An 18,049-nucleotide genomic window follows, 5' to 3' on the forward strand; every position below is an offset into this window, starting at 1 on the left:
ACACGCGGGGGCATCAGGCGCCCGCCACCAAGACCGCGCCACCGCGCGTGCCCACTTGCTGCATAGCTGCCTCCAATGCGGTGATGCGGCGTCGCCGCGGGAGTGGCGCGCCCGCCATCAGCCCACGTCGAGGACGACGCGGAGCTGCTGGCCAGTGCCCGTCCGGTTCTCGATCGACAGCCGGGCTTGCGCCACGGCGAGGTTGAGCAGCCCATCCGTGCCAGTCGTGCCGGTCAAAGGTCCGGTCGCGAAGCCAACGCCTACCGGGGTAGAGTAGTTGATGACCGAAGCGTTGTGACCGGAGCGCAGCACGCCGTTATAGACCAGGGCCGCGCTGCTGGAGAGCGGATGCACCCGCGCCCAGACCTGGTTGCTGGAATACGACGGCAGCGGGATCGAGATGGCCTGGTCATCGCCGATGCGCAGATCATAGGCATATTCGCCGACGCGCATGTAGCCATTGGTGCCATCGGAGATGCTTGATATGCGCGTCAGGCCAGCCAGGATGCCTGTGCCGCTTTGCGTCGTCCGGTTGCTGTAGATTTCCCAGCCGGCACGGAGCGCCTGCACCTGCACGTTGCCTGCGACGACATAAGCATCGACGGATGTGTTGAAGTCGAGCTCGCACTCCTTCAGCAGCAGTCGCCAGTCGGCGTTGGTGGACTGGCCCTCAACCTCCACCGCGGCGGTCAGGTAATCCGCCTGGCAGTCCGCGACATCCACGACGCTACCGGGCGTCATCGTCGGGCCGAGGATGTAGATCAGCCGCCGGTCGCCGCGCGTCGGCGCCGGGACATTCACCATGAAAGGCGAGATGCGCCGCAGCATCTTGATCCGGCGGATGCGGGTGTAGCCGCCCGTGTGCGAGATATAGACGCCAAGCTGGCCCTCGCCGTTGATCTCGACATCCTCAACGGTCCAGCCGTAGCCGCGCAGCACGATGCCGGTCTTGACGTTGCTGACCTTGCCGTTGCGCAGCGCGATGTCGAAGGACTGGCCATGGCCGCCGATACCCGATTGCGTCAAGTCATCCCAGTTCGCGCCGTCCGTCCCTTTCTCGCCGCCGTCAACGTAGAAGTTGTGGATGATGCCGCGCACGGTGGGATAGAAGCCGATGAAGTCGGTGGCGCGGCGGGCGTTATAGACCTCGTGACGGAACACCTCCACGTCACGGCACTCTTGAAATCCCGTGGCGTAGCCGAGCGTGTTGTTGAGCGTGGAGGCGTCGTCAATCGTGCAGTTGAGGAACTTCGGCTTCCAGCACCGCACGAAATAGGCGCCAGCCGCACGCGCGCCATTGATGCGGACATCGCGCAGCTCCGGCCGCACACAGCCCTGAATGGTCAGGCCACGCTGCACGCCGCTCCCCGCGCAATCCAGCGTCATCCCCTCAAGGATGACGGTGGCCGGATGAATGACAGACACATACGGAGTGGCGACAATCTCGACCACTGAGGTGGCGTCGAGAGGCGCGGGCCAGTCCGATTGGTCGTTAAAGTCGGAGCCGATGGTGAAGGTCGCGGTGCGCGTCGCCGCGTCGTAGCGGTTGATATACCGCTGATGGCCGGCATTGGTGCCAGCCGTCACCCGCATCAGGCAGCCGAAGGTGGCATCGCTTTGCAGCGCCGCCGCGTCCAGCGCCAGCACGGCGGTGGTCGCCGTCCCGCTCGCCAGCGTGCCGGAGTAGATCACGCCTGCGCGGTAGCCGAGCGCGATGGGCTCATAAAGCTCCACCTGGTTGCCCGGCCCGACGCTTCGGACCCGCACCAGCTCGCCGAACACGATTTGATTGCGGTTGTCGTGCTGCCACAGGCGCGCGCTCTTGATCGAGAGCAGGTCACCGGGCAGCATGTCCGCGACGTTCCCCAGGGTGACGCGGATCGCGGTCACCGGAGCGTCGGCGGCCAGCACCGTGTAGTGATTTTCGGTGGTGAACACCTTGGGGTTGCCAGTCGGCCAATCGACTGCATACGGGCCACCGATGCCGGTGGCGCCCAGCAGCACCGGGAAGTCCGACGAAAGATCGGCCGACATAGAGATCCGGGTCAGATCCTTGCCGGCGCCACGGACGTGCACCGAGCCATTGATGTTCGTGCGCTGCACGAGGGCCGCCCAGGTGAAGTCCCCCGGCGGCAGGTCGATGACGACTGGCGCGGCACGCGCGATCTTTGCGTCCAGCGCGCGGGCCACGGCGGCGTCCAGGGTGCCCGCCGTCGCCTCGGCATCCGTGCGGAAGTCAGCGACCCGCAGATTGCCGGTGGCGTTCTCGCGCACCGCGATGGGGCGGGCGACTGCGCCGCTGTCGGGCGGAGCATAGACCATGCGCGCGGCGCCAGCCGCGATCTCATCCAGCGTATCGGCGACCAGACCAAGAAACCGCTGCTCGCCGATCATGTGGCCGGACGGAAAGGCGTGATCGAGCTCGCGCAGGAACTCGTCCCGCGTTTTCATCGACATGTGCTGATTTCCCAGGGACGCCGGCGATCAGGCCGACATATGCGTGGTTTGCTGCAGAATGGCGGTCAGCCTGTCGACCTTCCGGCGCATCGCATCATCCCGGCTCTGCCGCCGGGCAACCGTCTCGTAGAACGTCATCGCCAGCGCATCGGCCTCGTCCGGTGACGGCAGCCCGCGCGCCTTCATGTCGTCCTTGCTCTCCAGCTGCAGCTGGCCGCTGCGATCGGCAAAGCCGTATTCGACGGCGGTAAGCCCCTCGGTCAGCGTGCGGGTTTCCTCAATGCACCCGCCGCCGCGCAGCCACTTCCGCACCCGGTCATACATCTCGACCCGGCGGTTGAAGTAAGCCTTCGGGTTCAGCGCCTTCCGGCCCGCGTTCACGTCGATCACCGAGTAGCCGAGCGCCCGCAGCTCATCGACCACGCCCGCGCCCACGCCGACACCGTCGACGAACGTCGCATCCGGCCGGTGCTCGGTAATCGCGTCGATCACCAGCTGCTTTACCTGGTCGGTGCCCAGGCCATTGTAGCGGCCGATGATCTTGGCGATGTCGCCCTTGCGCAGCAGCAGGACCGTGTGGTCGTCGCCGTAGCGCGCCACGTCCACCGCCAGCACCAGCGGCTCGTCCGGATCCACGTCGTCCGTGACCGCCAGCGATACCCGCTCCGGGTCAATGTTCAGCAGCAGCGCCTTCTCGCGCTTCAACCTCTCCCGCCGCTTGAACCGCGCCACCGCGGCAGCAACGTCCTCCTCCGAGATGAACTGGCTCGTCGCCGCCCGCGGCCACTGGCCCTTCACGCGCACCCGGAAGAAGTCGCTGTCTTCCCCGTAGTCCTCCAGCCAGGCCTGGATCTGCTTCTTCGACGCCTTCTTCGCATCCCGGCTGTCCACCTGCATGGTGAACCACCGCTTCGCGAACCGGCGCCAGCACTCCCGGAAGCGGCCCGTGTTCCGTGTCGGGTTGCCGAACACGATCCACATCGCGCCGGCCGTCGTCATCGCGCCCTCCGCCACCTCCCAGATGGCGTCGTCAATCGCGCTGCCCTCGTCGAACACCAGCAGCACATGCTTCTCGTGCGTGCCGGCAAAGGCCTCCGCCTTCTCCTTCGTCCACGGCACCGCGCTGGCGAACCAGGTCTCCGAGTGACCCTTCAGGTAGAACTTCTCGGCCGACCACTGGAACCAGCTGCCGTTGATGGCCCGCTTCTGCCACTTCGCCAGCTCGCGCCACGTCTTGCTGGTCAGCTGCGCCTTCGTGTTCGCCGTCACCACGATCTGCGGATGGTCCCGCGTCGAGATGAACCACAGGATGATCCACGCAATCAGCGCCGTCTTGCCAATGCCGTGCCCGCTCGCCACCGCGACCTGCACCGCCTCCGCCACCGCCTCGCCGGCGTCCACCCCTTCCTGCACGCGCCGGCCAATCTCCAGCAGCACCTGCTCCTGCCAAAAATCCGGCCCCTCCTCCCCCGCGAGGTCCGTCCCCTCCTCGCCCCAGGCAAAGGCGAAATACACAAACCCCAGCGGGTCCGCGTAAAACCCCTTGATGATGTCGACCAGCTCGTCGCCCGCTCCAATCTCGTCGAGCGGCGTTACCTCGCGACGCGCCATCGAACCTCAGACCTCTACGGCCGTCAGCGCCGCAAGCTCAGCCATCCGCTGCCGCTCCGCATGCAGCGCGTTCCGCGCCTCCACCTCGCCCTCTATCAGCACGTCACCACCAAGCGCCTCGGGCACGCGACATTCCCGCAAAGCGCACCAGGGGCGCAGCCGCAAGATGGGCCATTCGGCACCGCTAGAGGCACGAGAGGCGCCGGGCCCAAGCGGCGCTCCAGCATCGCAATGCGCAGTTCAGCCGCGGCCAGCCTCTCCTCGATGGTCACGCGCCACCCGCCCGGCGCATCAGCACCTCAATGTCCGACGTGTCCTCGTTCGGCCGGCGCCAGGCCCTGACACCGATGCGCGGCTTGTGCCCGTAGCCCGGCACCAACCGCGTCAGCCCCCGCGGCAGCGAAGCCGGCGGCTCCAACACGCCCAATCGCTCCCGCGCCGGCGCCGCACCCTCCGCCGCGCGCCACGCCGCCTTCACTTCCTCCCACAGCGCCATCAGCCCGGCCCCGCTTCCAGCAGCGTCCCGCTCACCACACCATCCGCGACCGCACGGACCACAGCCAGGATCCGCGCCGGCGCCCCCGTCCCCAGCGCCAGGCTCCCAGCCACCGCACCCAGCACACAAGCGCACCCATGCGCGTCCTCGCCGAGCCCCGCCTTCTGCAAGGCCTCCATCACCGCAGACCCCGCAGCCTCAAGCTGCTCCTCCGTCGCCGGCATCCCTCACCCTCCATCGGTCCAATGCGTGCAACAAAAAATTTTGGGGGAATCACCACCGGCCCCAGCGGATCTTCGCCTCAGCGACCACCGCCTGCTCCACCCGCCCAGGCCTCGACTTCCAGCCCGCCGCCGCCCGCGCCTCCAGGCGCTCCTCCTCCACCCACCCCGCGCCGCGCAGGCTCGCCCCGCTCTCCGACTGCAGCGTGTAGGTGACGATCCTCGCCCCACCCATCGCCGACCACGCACGCCACGCCGCGGCATACAAAAACGAGCACGTCCCCTTCGGCGCATCCGGCAGCACACACAGCCGCGTCACCTCCGCAACCCGCACATCAGCCTGCAGCACCCTGCTCGTCGGGCGGCCAACCACCACCACACCAACCAGCGATCCATCGACCTCAGCACCAAAGCCCCAGCGCCAGCCCCTCGCCGGACGATTGTGCCGATGCCAGCGCCCTATCACCGCGCTCACCTCACGCAGCGTCATCGGCAACGCAGCCAGCTTCGGCATCACCGACTCCCCGGCCATCTCGCCAGCACCAGCGAAATGCCCCCGCAACGACCCAATGGGCCGCACAAAGAATTTTTGGGCAGGGTCATATTCAGGGGGGTGCCCCCCCTGATCGCGAGCACGGGGGGGGCGGGCGCCCGGCCCCGGCCGCCAACACGCCCCGGCCGCCCGCCGCCCGCGCCCCTCCTGCCCTGGCCTGCCGCTCCGCCGCGCCGCCCTGGCCTCGACCCTCGCCGCCCCTGCCCCTTGTTCGGCTCGCCCCTCGACCCTTCGAGTGGCACCGCTCGCACGGCCCGAAGACGTGGCAACTTCTGCGCGTGCCCCCGAAACCCCAGGCGGAAGGCCGCTTAGCCGCCTTCCAGCGCCGCGACTGTGACCTCGTCGCGACCGATTGCCTCCGCCACGCCCTCCACCACCCGCGTCGCGGCCTCTCCGCGCGCCATCATGGCCCGCGCCAGCCGCTCGCCGAGGTGCACATGCACCTGGCGCCCCGCCTTCGCCTGGGTGGCGGCCGTGGCGAAGGGCAGCTTCATCATCCTGGTCAGCGCCGCCCAGTCCGGGACGCCAGCCGCGCCCGCCAGGTGCGCCGCCTGCACCCTGGCCTCCAGCATCCCCGGCAGCACGGGCCGCAGCAGCTGGGCCGCCACCGGATCCGCCGCCGAGGCAACGAGGTGGTCCGCAAGTGCCTCATAATCCACGCCTTCGGCCACTTTGGCCGCCAGACCTCCCCGTTGCAGGCCGGCCTGGTCCAAGGGGTTGCCGCCCCCTTCCTTCCCTTTGCGCGCGCGCTTTTTGGGGCTGCTGGCGGAGGAGGAGGTTTGGCTGGCCTTGGGTGGTGTTGGCGCTGTGGTGGCGCTGGGCGGCGCGGTGGGTTGGCTGGGAGGTGGTGATGCGGCGCGCTGCTGTGCGGCCTTGGCGCGGTCGCGTGCGGCCTGGGATCGGTCGATGAGATAGGGCGGCAGGGAGGAGGGCATGGAGGGGTGTTCTCGTCGCGTGCGCGCGCGCCTGGATGGAATGAGGGAGAGAAGGAAGGGCCCCCCGGACACCACCCCCCCCTGCCCCCCCCGCCTTACCCCCCCGCTGGGGACACCTTTTGCGATGGTGCCGGAGTCGGTAACCCGGAAACGGGTAAATCGCGAAGCGAAAAGAGGGCTGGACGCGCAGTTTCTGGAGATTTAGGGCCAGACAGCGGGCTATCTTTTACCGTATTGAGAAATTCCTATTGACGCCATATCCGTTTGCGGTGACTAATATCGCATCTGGGGATGGATGAGCCCCCTGGTTCCGAAAGAGGAGTTCCGTCGATGCGGGTGCTGGATCGGTCGCTGGTTCGGGAGGCGAGGACGGGCGGCGAGGATGAGCCGCCTCCCTGCGGGGTTGCTCTGGTTGGTGCGGCGCTGGTGCCGCTGGCGGGCGCGGAGATCGCGCCGGCGGGGACGATCCAGGCGTTGCGGGACTGCTTCAGCGCCCTGGTGAACATCCGGGACTACCTGCAGCGCCATGCGGACAAGCTGCCGCCGATGAGCACCGCGACCATTGAGGTTCGGATCGAGCAGGCCGAGGCGCTGCTGGCCCTGGCGGGGGAGGCTTGAGCGATGGCTGGCTCAATTGGCAACCGCCATATCCTCCAGCCGGAGGAGTGGCGCGCGATCCGCGATGGCGACAACGGCCCGTGGTGCCTCTGCGCCGTGGACCAAGCGCGCATGCACCCCGGCGGCGGGCCGCTGGAGGTGATCGTGGTGGCGCTTGATGCCTCCCGCATCGACATCACCGACAAGGTGATCGCACAAGCCTCCGCCGAAGGGAGCCGCTGACATGGCACGCATGACACCCTCCGAAGCCCGCGAAGTGCTGCGCCACTGCAAGGTCAACCTGCACGTCGACTTCCACGCCCTGGACAGCGACAAGGTTCAGGCGCTGGTCGCAGCGGCTGACCGGGAAGGCTACCGCAAGCCCAAGAACGCCAATGGCTCGCGCGCGCGGTCCTACCACGCCCGGCTGGTCCGGCTCGCCGAGCGGGAGGACATCTGACATGGGCTGGACCACCACCCGCGAGGTGCTGCGCGAGGCGCCCGCAGACTTCATCCGCACCCTGCTCTCCGTCGAGCGTCCCCCCGCCGGCTACCGCCAGGAGGTGAAGCGCATCGCGCGGGCCGGCTCCTACTTCTTCGTGGCGATGGAGGTGACGGGCGACGAGATGGACCAGCAACCCCGCCGATTACGCGGTGGAGGAGGAGCGGATCGGCGGCACCGGCCCGCTGATCGGCATCAGCATCGTCAGCGCGGCCAAGCGCACCGACGTGTTCGCCTCCTATGCCGAGCACAGCATGGAGCGGCTGCTGGACAGCGCGCGCGAGATGGACGGCAAGAGCGATCCCAACGACGGCAAGCTGCCCAGCAGCGAGGCCATCATCCGCGCCGCGCTGATCGACTGCGGGTATGAGCCGGATGCGGAGGGCGTGGCCGATGAGGCTGGCGCCGAGATGCCGGCGCCGGCTCTGCGCGACATGGTGTGCGCGGTCTGGGAGATTTGGACCGGCAACGGGCGCGGCCTGGATATTGAGGGCAGTGCGACGACATTCGAGCGCGCACGATCCGCCGCCCGAGAAACCTGGGCGCCGGGCATCACCCTGGAGGTGTGGCAGGCTGCGGCGCTGGAGCGGCTGGGCCATGTGTCGGACGAGCAGCGGCAGGCGGCGGCCGTGGCCGAGGCCAAGGCCCTGATCGAGAAGCGGGAGGGCTGACCCATGACCGACGCGAAGGAGATCCGCGCGCTGGCGGAGCGCATGCGGGCCAGGGGCGCGCAGGTCGAGCTGCGCGCCGACGCCGATGGCTACCTCGACTCGGTGCAGATCACGCACGCCCCGGGCATCGGCCCGCACGCGATGGGGCTGGTGGCCGCCGCCGAGGCCATGCGCGCGTGGCTGGTGGCCGAGGAGGGACAGGCCGAAAGCCTGGCGCTGCGCGACCTCGATGACGCCATCGCCGATGGGGACAGCGACGACTGGCGCGGCTGGCACGACGAGCCCAAGCGGACGCGCCGGCCGAAGCCCGATCCTCCCCCCAAGGATTAAGCCCCGCTGAACAGTTTGAGCCCAACCAGCCCCGCCCGGCCCCAGCCTGGCGGGGCTTCCGATTCTCGCGAATGTTCGGTTTTGCGATAGCTTTGCGACCAATTCCTCTTTACGGTGAATTTGCCCCGGAGGAGGGGGCGATCACCATGACCACGACGACGACCAAGCCTTCACCCGCCACCGTGTCGCCAGCGCCGGAGGCGCAGGATCTGCTGCGCACGCTGCGCGGCACCATCATCGAACAGGTGGCGTCCGAGGCGCCCGACTTGTCCATGCGGCAGCTGGGCGTGCTGCTGGAGGTGTATCTCCAGGATGACGCGCAGACGGTGCGCGGCCTGGCCGCGACGCTGAACGTCAGCAAGCCCGCCATCACCCGCGCCCTGGACCGGCTGGGCGAGCTGGACCTGGCCCGCCGCAAGGTGGATCCCAGCGACCGCCGGAGCGTGCTGGTGCAGCGGACGCTGGCCGGCACGAAGCATGTGCACCAGCTGGCCGAGCAGCTGGCCAAGCATCATGCCAAGGTCGCGCGGAGCCCCGCGCCATGAGCCCGATGCAGCGCGATGAGCGCACCACGCCGCCCCTGCCTGGCCTGCAGCACCTCGCCAAGCTGGTGGTGCTGATCGAGGAACACCTTGGGGTGGAGCCCGAGGACGTGAGGATGGGCGCCACGCTGGAGCATGATCTCCACTGCGACAGCCTCGATCGCTTTGAATTGGCGCAGGCCGTCGAGAGCCGGTTCGGCCTTCCCTCCGAGATCACCGACGCCGAGGTGGCGAAGCTGGTCACCGTGGCCGACCTGGCGGCGCTGATCGAGGCGAAGCTGGCCGAGAGGGAGGCCGCCACATGGGCGCGCTGACCTCCGACGACATGCACCGCATCCTCACGTCCATGCCCAAGGACGCGGTGAAGATGCTGAAAGACAACTCCCCGCGGCTTTTCCTCGCCGGCGGCTCCATCCGCGCCATGATCGCTGGAGAGAGCGTGTCGGACTGGGACTTTTTCGGCCCGACCAAGGAGGCGTTGGAGCTGGCGGCGCGACGCCTCGCGGATGCTCGCGAACCGAAGGGCAAGCTCTACAAGACCAAGAACGCCTTCACGGTTCTCGGCCATCCACGCACCCCGGTGCAGTTCATCAGCAGATGGCTCTACGACGACCCCGCTGCGCTGCTGCAAAGCTTCGACTTCTCCGTGGCGCGGGCCGTCATCTGGTGGGATGGCGTGGGCTGGCAGAGCCTGTGCGACGCGCTGTTCTACCCCGACCTCGCGGCGAAGCGGCTGCGCTACATGCAGCCGGATCGCAACGAGGACGCTGGCGGCTCCATGCTGCGGGTGCAGAAGTTCTTGCACCGGGGCTACCACATCGCGCCTGAGAGCCTGGGCAGGGTGATGGCGCGCATCACCACTCGTATGCGCGGCGAGGCGTCCCCGCAGAACGCTGGCGAGCCGGACGAGGCGTGGCATGGGCGCGTCATCACTGGCCTGTTGCGCCAGGTCGATCCGCTGACCGTGGTGGACGGGCTGGAGATGCGCGGCGACGACGACGACCAGGGCGAGGAGGTCACGGCGCCATGACGCGCGGCGGGCTGATCCTGATGCTCGGCACGGCCTTCCTGCTGCCCCTGGCCGCGCCCGGCGCCGGCGGATGGACGGAGCAGGCGGTGCGCGGCGTGCTGTGGGTGGTGCTGGTGCTAGCGAGCCTGCTGGGATGGCCGTCATGACCGCGCGCCAGGCGGCGGCCTTGCAGGTAGCCTGGGTGCTGGTCTTCCTGGCCCTGCTGGGCTGGTTGCGGTGGGGCGGCTACCTGCTGGACAAGCTGGTGCCGCGCTGACGGCCATTCACCGTGAACGGAAAGCCGGAACGCAGCGGCCCGCTCCTCCCAGGGGGCGGGCCGCTTTGCATGCGGGGTCTCGTCATCGCGCTGGCTTCCGGGTGATGCCCCACCTGGCGCTGGCGACGATGGGCTGGCCGCTGTGCTCGGAACGGCCAAGATCCTCCCCGGGCCGCGCCACGGCGACCGAGACGCCCCATTCCTCGTCCGGGTAGGGCGCGGGCGCTGGGCGCTCGTCCAGCCGGCCGCCCAGCTGCAGCACGATGTGGGCGATGGCAGCGCGGTGGGCCTTGCGCAGGGCGGTGATCGAGTTGCCGCCCGGGATGGCCTGCGCCGGGCCGCGCCGGCGGGCCCGCGGCGCCGCCCATCGCTCCAGGCGCCACTGGCCGATGTGTTCCCAGGTCAGGCCGGCCGCTCGCATCAGCAGGATGTTGCCCGCGTCCTGCACCAGGCCGGCGGCGCGGCCGGCATCGGTGCTGACCCAGGACCAGATCCAGCCCAGGGCGACATCCATGGCCCGGATGTCCTCACTTGTGGCCTGGACGCGCGGCCGCTTGGCGCTGTCCCAGCCGTATGAGCCCCACCCTTTCACCACCTCCGGCATGGCGGAGCGCAGGCCGGCCGGGAACAGGTGCTTCGACGGGATGCGGCGGAGCGTCACCAGCGCCAAGCGCAACTCGGCTTCGACGCGGGAGGATGTCCATGGACCGTCAGCCATCGGTCCACCTCTGGTCCTGCGCGCACGCCGCGCTGCACACCTGGCGCAGGCGGTTGCCCAGGATGCGCGCGGCGTGGCTGCAGTTGCCGCGGAACGGCCCGCCGCAGACCGCGCATGTGGCCTCGGCGCCTGCCTCTCGCACGACGTGGGCGCTGCGCTCGGCGGCGGCCGTGGACTGCGCGGTCATACGCCGAGCCTCCGAAGCATGGCCTCGATCTCCGCTTGCTGGCGCCGGTATCGCTGCTCGCTCGCGCACATCCAGTAGCCGTAGATGGCGCCGCCGATGAAGCAGCCGAACAGCAGCCAAAGCATGGTTGCCGACGTGATGGTCATTTCCGCGCCTCCTGTGGAAAGCGGTGCTCTGAGCCATCGGTCATTCCGATCAGAATGTATCCCGGCATGTAGGCAATCGACTTGACGAGTGGATGCTCGACCAGATCGCGGGCCACAGCACGATATCCATCAGCGGGCATTGGGCGGGCGGACAATCGCCGCATCAGCATTTCTGGCGTCTCGCTGCTCATAAGCCCCCGTTGGAGCAAATCCCTGACCGCCTCTGCTTCGGAAGCAAAGTTCCGGGTCTCCTGGTATGCGCGAACGGATGCCAGAAGGGCCGCGTCCAACAAATAGATGCGCCGTTCCGTCGTAGATGCTGCCTGCCTGCTCATTCCCACGCCTCCTTCCGCTGCGCGCGCGTCAGCCCGGCCGCGATCTGCGCGGGCGTGCGGCCCGTCGTCGCGCTCATGCCGCGCCTCCATCGCCGCGCGCTCGGATCGCGGCATCGTCCTCGCCTTCGCGAACACGCTTCATCGCCTCGGCTGCCTCATAGTTGAAGTCGGCCTCGATCAGGTCGGCCACGTCCTCAACGACCTTGGCGTCCTCGTCGCATGGCGTCGTGTCTGCCTCATCGCGAACCGCCTCGATGATCCGCTCTCGCTCCTCCTCCACCGCGCGCCGGAGCAGCTCGGCCAGCGCCGACGCGGCGGCCGGGTCCGAGGGCGGGAGGGCGCGGATTACAGAGGCCGCACCGGTCGCGCCGCTCGCGTAGTAGACCATGCCGTTGCCCGGCTTGATTTCCGATGTGGCCACCTCGGCATGAGCCTCCGCGGCTCGCTCTGCCCGCTCGATCCCCCGCAACTCGGCCGCAGCGCGCTCGGCTGCGATCCACGGTGCGATGGCGGCGAGGGCTGCGCGGGCGTTTTGGCGCCACACGCCGCGCTCCGTGTCCGCGCAGCTGAAGGTGCATGTGTCCCAGGCACCGGGCCACAGCACGCCGTCCATCATCGCGCGTGCGGCAAGGTCCACCACGTCATCAGGCCAGGCGGGCGCGGCGGGGTCACTCTGCATCGGGGTCATAGGCCGGGGCTCCATGGCTTGGGGATCGTGTCGTCAGGCAGGTAGAGCGGATGCCATGGCACACCGGCCGCGCTGACACGCAGCGCACGCAACTCGTGCCCGTCGCGGATCAGCATCCGGGCGACCGCTGGTCCGCGCTGCCGCAGAGGGACAATCTTCGGATTGCCGTAGGCCATCACGATTTGAATTGCCTCCGCCGCCATCGCCCGCAAATGGCGGTCGTTGTCTGGGCCGATTGGGTCAGACGCCTCCACAAGCCGCGTCTGATCCGTGCAGCGGTAAGCGTGGACGTTTCCGATCAGCAGCCCGCCGAAGCCCCATCGCTTGGCAAACTTTGTGACCTTGGCAATGGTCGCGTCGTCGGCTTCGGCGCTCGCGGTGCTGGGGTTCATCATGATGAACAGCACTGACGGCCCTTCGCCCCATCGACGACCGAGACGGTAGCGGTAGCAATCGAGCGGACCGCCAAACAGGGCCGTCCCTTGGCTGCCAGCGGACCGGACCAGAACGCGATTGCCGGCATGATGGCGCGGTGCGTCAAACAGGTCGCCCGCGCCGGGCTGCTGCGCGGTCATGGCGCGCTCTCCGCGGCGGGCTGCGCGGGGATGCGGGCGAGTTCGGTGCGCGCCTTGCTCCAAGCCGCATCTACCGGGCCGAGGTGGTTTTCGTGACCCGCCTCGACCGGCCCCTCCCGCCACAGATTCGACAGCGCGGCGTCGAGACCCGCGAGCGCCGCCCGCAGCGCGTCCCGCTCGGCCGCGAGCGTGCGGAGGGTGGCGGCAAGCGCCATCTTGGCGTCGCCCTCCGCCGCATCCAGCGCGGCAGCGGCCTCCGCCAGCAACGCGCTGACATGGCTTGCGCTCAGCGCATCGCCGTCGCCGTTACCGGGCCAGCCGCGTAGCCGTGCCCGCAGCGCCGCGCGTTCTTCCTGGGTCATGCGTTCTCTCCTGATTCGGGTTGGGTGGAATCGGTGCCGGTGTCGGCGCCGCAGCTCGCCAGGCGGCCGGTGCGCGGATCTCGCTTTAGCACGGCCTTGCTGTTTCGCACGCCGAAAGCGGGAAACCGGGCCTTCCAGCAGTGGACATTCACGTAGCCCTCGAACTCGCGGTAGATCGTCAGCCCCAGGTCGGCCCGGTTGAACCACATGGCCGACCCGTTGATGTCGTAGCCTTCGACCACCGGGTATTTCTTCGTCTTGGGGTCCTTGGCCTGGCCCTTGGGATGGGCCGCGATCAGCAGGCCGATTCCCTCGCGTCGCGACCACGCCTTGAGGCGGCGCAGCCAGCGGCCGGTGTATTGCGTCTCGCTCTCGCCACGCTGGAACTGGTGCTCCAGCTCGTTGTTCGGATCCAGCACCAGCAGCTGCCGCTTGTGTCGCTTCTTCGCCTGCTCGGCGCGCGCCAGCAGCCACTCGTATGTCATCTCCGTGTCCGGATCGTCCGCATAGACGAAGGTGATGTGGTCGCGAATCCATTGCTCGGCCTCGGACAGCATCCAGTCGGGCATGTAGCCGCCGGCTTCGCGCACCGGCTGGTTCTTCACGATCTGGGCGATGTCCAGCGCCAGCACTTCGGGGCGATTGTCCTCCGGGCTGCACCAGATGATGCCGATGTCGTGGCGGTGGGCGATGTAGGCCAGCCAGCAGCGGAGGAAGGCGCTGTTGTGGGTCGCGATATGGGCGCGAGTGACAAGGAACTGGTGGCTGGGATGCGCCACCTGGATGCACTTGACCGGCACGCTCTCGCATCTCTCGGCCGAGACGATGGTTCGATGCTTGAGCCTTGGCCTGCCGCGGCCAAGCACGGCCTCCAGGCGCTCGGCCTTGCGCCGCAGCCTGAAAACCTGCGTCGTCGGGTAGAACAAGACGCGATACTTCGGCCCGCAGTCCCGCCCATTGATTGTCGCTCGCCCGGCAACCAAGCTTGGGCGCATACCGAGCGAAGCAACCAGCGTGAATGCAGCTTCGGCGAGTTTCAGGTTGATCGAGCAGAACTCGGCTTGGCCCTGGGCGCTCATGTAGCCGTCCGTGTCCATCAACCCTTGCAGCAAGGCGAGCCGCTGATCCTGCGATGCCATGAGGTATGCCTGCGGGACGTGTTTGTTGTTCAGCACGCCGAGGGTGCGAAGGTCGGTTGATAGGCCGAGCGGGCTCCACTTGGGCAAGCGGCCGACCCAGTAGGTGCTGGTGGTATCGCTGGCGCCCTTTGCCTGCCTTTCCACGACGAACCCATCGGCCTCGACATGGCAAAGGATTTCAGCGTCAGCATCGGCGCATGTCAGCCTTGACGATGCGCTGGTCCCATCGCCAAGCCAGACGCCCAGCGTGTAGGGCGGCACCAACAGATCTGCGGCGTTCATCTGGACCGGCGCGGCAACGGCGATGGTGTGGTTCAGCCTGGTGCGGTCTTGACCATCGCGCACCGTCAGCGTCTCGGCGATTTGTGCGGTGGTTTTGGAACTCGGGAAGGCCCGAAGGTGCTGCTGATCCTTGCCACGAGGCTTGGTCGCTTCGCGCCCGGCGCGCTTCTTCCGAGCCTGAGTCGCGCTACGCCGCGCCTTGTCGTCGCACGTCACCCATTGGTGCTCGGCGTCAGCGATCACCTCGGTGCCGCAATCGAAGCGCAGTCGGTAGCAGGGCCGGGAGTGCATTACCTCGCTGACGGCCAACACTTTGGTGGCGGTTCCGTCTGGAGCGAATACCAGATCGCCTGGCTGCAGATCGGCCATGTAGCGCCAGCCCTGCGGCGTCGGAATTTCGGTGCCCAGCGCCAGGGCCTTCCCGTGCGACGGGATGCCCGTCACCACGGTGAGCCAGCCGCCGCCGAAAGGCAGGCGGGCGATCTCGTCGAGGCTCTTGATGCCGCTCTCCAGGCCGCGCGGCTGCTGGCCGGTCGCCATGAATTCGCGGAGCGCGCCCGGCTTGAGGTCGAACAGGCCCATCAGCGGCCAGGGCTGCGCCGCGGCGATGGCGTCGCGGAGATCCTGGCGCCCCTGCTCCAGCTGCTCGGGTGTCGGCTCCTGGCCCTTCGGCGCGTGCCGCCGCAGCACGTCATTGGCGTCCTTGCAGCCTTCCGGCCAGGTCACTTTCCAGCAGCGGACCTTGCCGAGCCGGCGCGCTAGCTCCTCCGCCAGGTATTGGCCCGGCACGTCGCTGTCCGTCGCGATGATGATGCGCTTCACCGTGGCCACGGCTTCCTGGTTGGTGTCGAGGCAGAAGAAGCGATGGTTCTCCATGCGCTTCGGGTCATCCTCGGCGAGCAGCTTGTTGTCGGTGCCGTCCGGCATGCTCACGACCTGGCGGAAGCCGGCTTCGTGCAGCGCAAGCACGTCCATCTCGCCTTCGACGAATATGACCTCATCGTCGCTGGTGATGGCGTCGACGTTGAACAGCGTGCGCTCGCTGTCCTTGTCCTGGCGGAACTGCTTGTCCTTCGACCGGAACTTCCGGTTCACGATGGTGCCGCCCCAGCGGTAGGGGAACACGATGGTCGGCTTCGGCTCGAAGGTGGCCTCGCCATCGCCGTCCTTGATCGGCTTGCCATCGGCATTCAGCGCGGGCCACCGCATCGTGCAGGCGTAGATCCCGAACTCGTCGACGGTCTCGCCGCTGATGCCGCGGCGCGCGAAGTAGGCGTAGAGCTCCGGCGGTCGCGTCATCTCCTCCGGCTTGTGCAGCTTCGGCGCCACCGCCACCGGCCGGGGCCGGGGCCTGGGCGTCTCATCGCCGCCGGCGCGGTGGCGGTCGCTGCTCTCGATGCGGCCGGAGCCGGGCACCAGGTCGTTGCCGCCGCAGGTGCCCCGCTTGCAGTGCCAGGCCGCGCCCTGCCCGTCGTCGTCGATCTTCAGCGAGAGGCTTTGCTCGCGGGTGCTGCCGCCATTGCAGGCCGGGCAGAGGAGCTTGCTGTTGGCGCCGGGCACCAGGCGCGTGCGGGCGCTGGGCACGATGCGCGCCTCGGCGAGAATGTCGGCGATGCTGTCGCCGACCAGGAAGGGCTTAACGGGATCGGGGCGGCGGGCCATCATCCGCACTCCACGCCGCATGCCGACAGCGTAGGGCCGGGGTCCAGCGGCAGCCGTGCTTGCCGGCTCACCAGCGATGCGATCTCAGCCAGCGAAGGGCGGTCGCCGCGGTATCGGCCCGAGAAGCCCCGCGCTTTGCTGCTCGCCTCATCCTCCAGCCATTGCTCCATGTGCTCGGGTTCCTCCTCGAACATGCGCGCGACCTGGTGGATGCGCTTCTGGAAGCAGCCGCCGCAGTTGCCGGCCCACTTCGGAACGCGGAGTTGAAAGGGCTGGAGGCGCCAGAACGCCAGAACCTCCTCCTCGGTGATGCCGGCCGCGTCCAGAGGCATCACGCTCTGCCAGGGGCTTCCACCGCGCGCGTTGCTCGCGACCCGCGCCGCGACCCGTTCCGGCTCATCGTGGCGCAAGCCGACGACGTTCACCCATTGCTTCCAGCCCAGGGCATCCTTCAAGAACCGCTTGAGCGTCAGCACCTTCAGTTCCTCGGTGCAGTAGCGCATCCCTGGATGCGGCAGCAGAAAGCCCTTTGCCTCCAGCAGCGCGCGGAAGGGTTCGCCGCGGCGCGATGCGCTGTTGTGGCTCACCTCCTCGGCCCACCGCTTGCCGGTCGCGGCATCGCGGCGCCATTCAATCCAGCGGATGCGGACGTTCCACCGGGCGGCGAACTCGGCCACGAAGTCGAGCGTGCCCGGCATCTCGCGCCCGGTGTTGGCGAAGGCGACCACCACGTCATCCGGCAGCGTGCCGCCGTGCGCCTGGAGGATGCGCCGCAGCATGTAGGCGGATGTTCGCCCGCCGCTGAACGAGATCACGGCCGGGCCGGTGATGAGGAACGGATCAGCCATCAGCTTTGCTCCTCGTCGCCATACTTGCCTTCGGCGACCGCCACAGGGCTGCCGGGGCGCAGGGCCCAGTCGATGTTGGCGCGCCAGCTGCGGTCGTTCTCGCCGCGCAGGAAGGGCGCCGCGGCGATCGCCTGGCAGTAGGCCCGCCATTTGCCCAGCGGGTCCTTCTTCCACCGCTCGGCGATGCGCGCGCGCATGGAGGCCTGGCGCTTGGCTGTGAGCTCGCTGCACTGGGGCAGGCCGGCGCCGGCGGCCATCTCATTCCAGATCGCCGCCATGTCCTGCAGGACCGCCAGCGGGATCGCCTGGGCAGCGCGGGGCACCCTGGCTGGAGGGGCGGCGGGGGGCTCGTCGGGCTTGCCCGGCGAGACTCCTTTCCCCCCTTCTTCTAGGGGGGAAAGGAGAGAATCTTCTTGATGTGACTGTGACTGTGACTGTCCATCGTTTTGCGAAGCGTTTGCCAATGGCTCCGCGATCCCGTTTGCCATGGAAGTGCCGTTGATATTCCAGCGTTTTTCCGCGCCGAGGAGCCCAGCCGAACGCCGTTTTTCAGCGACGGTTTGTGAACGCGCCAACTCGATTTCCATGCGCCGGTTGCGAAGCGCCCCGCCGTCTTCATAGAAAAATGCCAGCACCGCAGGGCGGGCTTTTGCCCACTCGCGACGATCCATCCGGGCGAGGTGCCGAAGCCGCTCGTCGTCGGTTGGCAGCCCGCCCCCGCGCGTCCACGCCTGCATCAGCAGGAGGAGGTAGGCGCCATGCTCGGCGCCGGTTAGGTGGCCTGTGTCGCGCAGGTAGTCGCCGATGTAGAGCGGCATCCAGGCGTCCGATTTGCCGCTCATGGCAGCCACTCCGCTGGCAGTCTGGCGCCCGGCAGCGGAGGCAGCGGAAGGTTGCGGCCTGCTG

25 protein-coding genes are annotated in these 18,049 nt (G+C 68.4%); 9 read left to right on the forward strand and 16 right to left on the reverse strand.

All coding sequences use genetic code 11. From position 1 onward, the window contains the following. Window positions 1-117 precede the first annotated feature (117 nt). The 6 genes from J3S20_RS20345 to J3S20_RS20370 form a co-directional block, all read right to left on the reverse strand. Window positions 118-2,457: a hypothetical protein gene (locus J3S20_RS20345; protein WP_216838351.1), complete on the reverse strand. Its 2,340-nt coding sequence runs from the start codon at window positions 2,455-2,457 to the stop codon at window positions 118-120. 27 nt (window positions 2,458-2,484) lie between these two features. Beyond that, a complete protein-coding gene (locus J3S20_RS20350) occupies window positions 2,485-4,068 on the reverse strand; it encodes a terminase large subunit domain-containing protein (RefSeq protein ID WP_216838353.1) in 1,584 nt (527 codons plus the stop codon). A gap of 268 nt (window positions 4,069-4,336) precedes the next feature. Continuing rightward, window positions 4,337-4,564, reverse strand: a complete 228-nt coding sequence (locus J3S20_RS20355; RefSeq protein WP_216838354.1) for a hypothetical protein — start codon at window positions 4,562-4,564, stop codon at window positions 4,337-4,339. Continuing rightward, entirely contained in the window at window positions 4,564-4,788 is a 225-nt protein-coding gene (locus J3S20_RS20360) for a hypothetical protein (RefSeq protein WP_216838355.1), read from the reverse strand. The genes J3S20_RS20355 and J3S20_RS20360 overlap by 1 nt, the downstream gene beginning before the upstream one ends. A gap of 49 nt (window positions 4,789-4,837) precedes the next feature. Beyond that, a complete protein-coding gene (locus tag J3S20_RS20365) occupies window positions 4,838-5,299 on the reverse strand; it encodes an XF1762 family protein (RefSeq protein ID WP_216838356.1) in 462 nt (153 codons plus the stop codon). A 347-nt stretch (window positions 5,300-5,646) separates the two neighbouring features. Then, a complete protein-coding gene (locus tag J3S20_RS20370; protein ID WP_216838357.1) occupies window positions 5,647-6,009 on the reverse strand; it encodes a hypothetical protein in 363 nt (120 codons plus the stop codon). Between the two features lie 594 nt (window positions 6,010-6,603). Here J3S20_RS20370 and J3S20_RS20375 point away from each other — a divergent pair. From J3S20_RS20375 to J3S20_RS20415, 9 genes are all read left to right on the forward strand, one after another. After that, window positions 6,604-6,891 (forward strand): hypothetical protein, encoded by a 288-nt coding sequence (locus J3S20_RS20375; RefSeq protein WP_216838358.1) that lies wholly within the window; start codon window positions 6,604-6,606, stop codon window positions 6,889-6,891. A gap of 3 nt (window positions 6,892-6,894) precedes the next feature. Then, complete coding sequence (locus J3S20_RS20380; protein ID WP_216838360.1) at window positions 6,895-7,113, forward strand: hypothetical protein; 219 nt, start codon at window positions 6,895-6,897, stop codon at window positions 7,111-7,113. Between the two features lies 1 nt (window position 7,114). Continuing rightward, window positions 7,115-7,330: a hypothetical protein gene (locus tag J3S20_RS20385; protein ID WP_216838361.1), complete on the forward strand. Its 216-nt coding sequence runs from the start codon at window positions 7,115-7,117 to the stop codon at window positions 7,328-7,330. A 194-nt stretch (window positions 7,331-7,524) separates the two neighbouring features. Continuing rightward, on the forward strand, window positions 7,525-8,043 hold the full coding sequence (locus J3S20_RS20390; RefSeq protein ID WP_216838362.1) for a hypothetical protein: 519 nt from the start codon (window positions 7,525-7,527) through the stop codon (window positions 8,041-8,043). Between the two features lie 3 nt (window positions 8,044-8,046). After that, window positions 8,047-8,373, forward strand: a complete 327-nt coding sequence (locus J3S20_RS20395; RefSeq protein WP_216838363.1) for a hypothetical protein — start codon at window positions 8,047-8,049, stop codon at window positions 8,371-8,373. A 146-nt stretch (window positions 8,374-8,519) separates the two neighbouring features. Beyond that, the gene (locus J3S20_RS20400; protein WP_216838364.1) at window positions 8,520-8,918 is read left to right on the forward strand and encodes a MarR family winged helix-turn-helix transcriptional regulator; all 399 of its coding nucleotides are present in this window, start codon (window positions 8,520-8,522) and stop codon (window positions 8,916-8,918) included. Next, the gene (locus J3S20_RS20405) at window positions 8,915-9,229 is read left to right on the forward strand and encodes an acyl carrier protein (protein ID WP_216838365.1); all 315 of its coding nucleotides are present in this window, start codon (window positions 8,915-8,917) and stop codon (window positions 9,227-9,229) included. Before J3S20_RS20400 ends, J3S20_RS20405 begins: the two co-directional genes overlap by 4 nt. Continuing rightward, window positions 9,217-9,945: a hypothetical protein gene (locus tag J3S20_RS20410; protein WP_216838366.1), complete on the forward strand. Its 729-nt coding sequence runs from the start codon at window positions 9,217-9,219 to the stop codon at window positions 9,943-9,945. The genes J3S20_RS20405 and J3S20_RS20410 overlap by 13 nt, the downstream gene beginning before the upstream one ends. After that, the gene (locus J3S20_RS20415; RefSeq protein WP_216838367.1) at window positions 9,942-10,091 is read left to right on the forward strand and encodes a hypothetical protein; all 150 of its coding nucleotides are present in this window, start codon (window positions 9,942-9,944) and stop codon (window positions 10,089-10,091) included. The genes J3S20_RS20410 and J3S20_RS20415 overlap by 4 nt, the downstream gene beginning before the upstream one ends. 192 nt (window positions 10,092-10,283) lie before the next feature. On the opposite strand, the gene J3S20_RS20420 is transcribed toward J3S20_RS20415, so the two are convergent. The 10 genes from J3S20_RS20420 to J3S20_RS20465 form a co-directional block, all read right to left on the reverse strand. Further along, complete coding sequence (locus J3S20_RS20420; protein ID WP_216838368.1) at window positions 10,284-10,919, reverse strand: hypothetical protein; 636 nt, start codon at window positions 10,917-10,919, stop codon at window positions 10,284-10,286. After that, entirely contained in the window at window positions 10,912-11,106 is a 195-nt protein-coding gene (locus J3S20_RS20425; protein ID WP_216838370.1) for a hypothetical protein, read from the reverse strand. The genes J3S20_RS20420 and J3S20_RS20425 overlap by 8 nt, the downstream gene beginning before the upstream one ends. Further along, a complete protein-coding gene (locus J3S20_RS20430) occupies window positions 11,103-11,252 on the reverse strand; it encodes a hypothetical protein (RefSeq protein WP_216838372.1) in 150 nt (49 codons plus the stop codon). Before J3S20_RS20430 ends, J3S20_RS20425 begins: the two co-directional genes overlap by 4 nt. Beyond that, a complete protein-coding gene (locus tag J3S20_RS20435) occupies window positions 11,249-11,587 on the reverse strand; it encodes a hypothetical protein (protein WP_216838373.1) in 339 nt (112 codons plus the stop codon). Before J3S20_RS20435 ends, J3S20_RS20430 begins: the two co-directional genes overlap by 4 nt. A gap of 73 nt (window positions 11,588-11,660) precedes the next feature. Beyond that, the gene (locus J3S20_RS20440; RefSeq protein WP_216838375.1) at window positions 11,661-12,275 is read right to left on the reverse strand and encodes a hypothetical protein; all 615 of its coding nucleotides are present in this window, start codon (window positions 12,273-12,275) and stop codon (window positions 11,661-11,663) included. Continuing rightward, a complete protein-coding gene (locus tag J3S20_RS20445; RefSeq protein WP_216838376.1) occupies window positions 12,272-12,850 on the reverse strand; it encodes a DUF1643 domain-containing protein in 579 nt (192 codons plus the stop codon). Before J3S20_RS20445 ends, J3S20_RS20440 begins: the two co-directional genes overlap by 4 nt. Next, the gene (locus J3S20_RS20450) at window positions 12,847-13,212 is read right to left on the reverse strand and encodes a hypothetical protein (RefSeq protein ID WP_216838377.1); all 366 of its coding nucleotides are present in this window, start codon (window positions 13,210-13,212) and stop codon (window positions 12,847-12,849) included. Before J3S20_RS20450 ends, J3S20_RS20445 begins: the two co-directional genes overlap by 4 nt. Beyond that, entirely contained in the window at window positions 13,209-16,298 is a 3,090-nt protein-coding gene (locus J3S20_RS20455; protein WP_216838378.1) for a toprim domain-containing protein, read from the reverse strand. The genes J3S20_RS20450 and J3S20_RS20455 overlap by 4 nt, the downstream gene beginning before the upstream one ends. Continuing rightward, the gene (locus tag J3S20_RS20460; RefSeq protein ID WP_216838379.1) at window positions 16,295-17,143 is read right to left on the reverse strand and encodes a phosphoadenosine phosphosulfate reductase family protein; all 849 of its coding nucleotides are present in this window, start codon (window positions 17,141-17,143) and stop codon (window positions 16,295-16,297) included. The genes J3S20_RS20455 and J3S20_RS20460 overlap by 4 nt, the downstream gene beginning before the upstream one ends. After that, window positions 17,143-17,985, reverse strand: a complete 843-nt coding sequence (locus J3S20_RS20465; protein ID WP_216838381.1) for a YdaU family protein — start codon at window positions 17,983-17,985, stop codon at window positions 17,143-17,145. The genes J3S20_RS20460 and J3S20_RS20465 overlap by 1 nt, the downstream gene beginning before the upstream one ends. Window positions 17,986-18,049 lie beyond the last annotated feature (64 nt).

It is taken from the genome of Falsiroseomonas tokyonensis (genome assembly GCF_019024325.1).
Lineage (GTDB): Bacteria > Pseudomonadota > Alphaproteobacteria > Acetobacterales > Acetobacteraceae > Falsiroseomonas > Falsiroseomonas tokyonensis.

What these genes read in the sequence shown, in the direction of transcription:
- J3S20_RS20345 (WP_216838351.1), bottom strand. Translation starts at nt 2,457, where the DNA reads ATGTCGATGAAAACGCGGGACGAGTTCCTGCGCGAGCTCGATCACGCC.
- J3S20_RS20350 (WP_216838353.1), bottom strand. Translation starts at nt 4,068, where the DNA reads ATGGCGCGTCGCGAGGTAACGCCGCTCGACGAGATTGGAGCGGGCGAC.
- J3S20_RS20355 (WP_216838354.1), bottom strand. Translation starts at nt 4,564, where the DNA reads ATGGCGCTGTGGGAGGAAGTGAAGGCGGCGTGGCGCGCGGCGGAGGGT.
- J3S20_RS20360 (WP_216838355.1), bottom strand. Translation starts at nt 4,788, where the DNA reads ATGCCGGCGACGGAGGAGCAGCTTGAGGCTGCGGGGTCTGCGGTGATG.
- J3S20_RS20365 (WP_216838356.1), bottom strand. Translation starts at nt 5,299, where the DNA reads ATGCCGAAGCTGGCTGCGTTGCCGATGACGCTGCGTGAGGTGAGCGCG.
- J3S20_RS20375 (WP_216838358.1), top strand. Translation starts at nt 6,604, where the DNA reads ATGCGGGTGCTGGATCGGTCGCTGGTTCGGGAGGCGAGGACGGGCGGC.
- J3S20_RS20380 (WP_216838360.1), top strand. Translation starts at nt 6,895, where the DNA reads ATGGCTGGCTCAATTGGCAACCGCCATATCCTCCAGCCGGAGGAGTGG.
- J3S20_RS20385 (WP_216838361.1), top strand. Translation starts at nt 7,115, where the DNA reads ATGGCACGCATGACACCCTCCGAAGCCCGCGAAGTGCTGCGCCACTGC.
- J3S20_RS20395 (WP_216838363.1), top strand. Translation starts at nt 8,047, where the DNA reads ATGACCGACGCGAAGGAGATCCGCGCGCTGGCGGAGCGCATGCGGGCC.
- J3S20_RS20400 (WP_216838364.1), top strand. Translation starts at nt 8,520, where the DNA reads ATGACCACGACGACGACCAAGCCTTCACCCGCCACCGTGTCGCCAGCG.
- J3S20_RS20405 (WP_216838365.1), top strand. Translation starts at nt 8,915, where the DNA reads ATGAGCCCGATGCAGCGCGATGAGCGCACCACGCCGCCCCTGCCTGGC.
- J3S20_RS20410 (WP_216838366.1), top strand. Translation starts at nt 9,217, where the DNA reads ATGGGCGCGCTGACCTCCGACGACATGCACCGCATCCTCACGTCCATG.
- J3S20_RS20415 (WP_216838367.1), top strand. Translation starts at nt 9,942, where the DNA reads ATGACGCGCGGCGGGCTGATCCTGATGCTCGGCACGGCCTTCCTGCTG.
- J3S20_RS20420 (WP_216838368.1), bottom strand. Translation starts at nt 10,919, where the DNA reads ATGGCTGACGGTCCATGGACATCCTCCCGCGTCGAAGCCGAGTTGCGC.
- J3S20_RS20425 (WP_216838370.1), bottom strand. Translation starts at nt 11,106, where the DNA reads ATGACCGCGCAGTCCACGGCCGCCGCCGAGCGCAGCGCCCACGTCGTG.
- J3S20_RS20430 (WP_216838372.1), bottom strand. Translation starts at nt 11,252, where the DNA reads ATGACCATCACGTCGGCAACCATGCTTTGGCTGCTGTTCGGCTGCTTC.
- J3S20_RS20435 (WP_216838373.1), bottom strand. Translation starts at nt 11,587, where the DNA reads ATGAGCAGGCAGGCAGCATCTACGACGGAACGGCGCATCTATTTGTTG.
- J3S20_RS20440 (WP_216838375.1), bottom strand. Translation starts at nt 12,275, where the DNA reads ATGACCCCGATGCAGAGTGACCCCGCCGCGCCCGCCTGGCCTGATGAC.
- J3S20_RS20445 (WP_216838376.1), bottom strand. Translation starts at nt 12,850, where the DNA reads ATGACCGCGCAGCAGCCCGGCGCGGGCGACCTGTTTGACGCACCGCGC.
- J3S20_RS20450 (WP_216838377.1), bottom strand. Translation starts at nt 13,212, where the DNA reads ATGACCCAGGAAGAACGCGCGGCGCTGCGGGCACGGCTACGCGGCTGG.
- J3S20_RS20455 (WP_216838378.1), bottom strand. Translation starts at nt 16,298, where the DNA reads ATGATGGCCCGCCGCCCCGATCCCGTTAAGCCCTTCCTGGTCGGCGAC.
- J3S20_RS20460 (WP_216838379.1), bottom strand. Translation starts at nt 17,143, where the DNA reads ATGGCTGATCCGTTCCTCATCACCGGCCCGGCCGTGATCTCGTTCAGC.
- J3S20_RS20465 (WP_216838381.1), bottom strand. Translation starts at nt 17,985, where the DNA reads ATGAGCGGCAAATCGGACGCCTGGATGCCGCTCTACATCGGCGACTAC.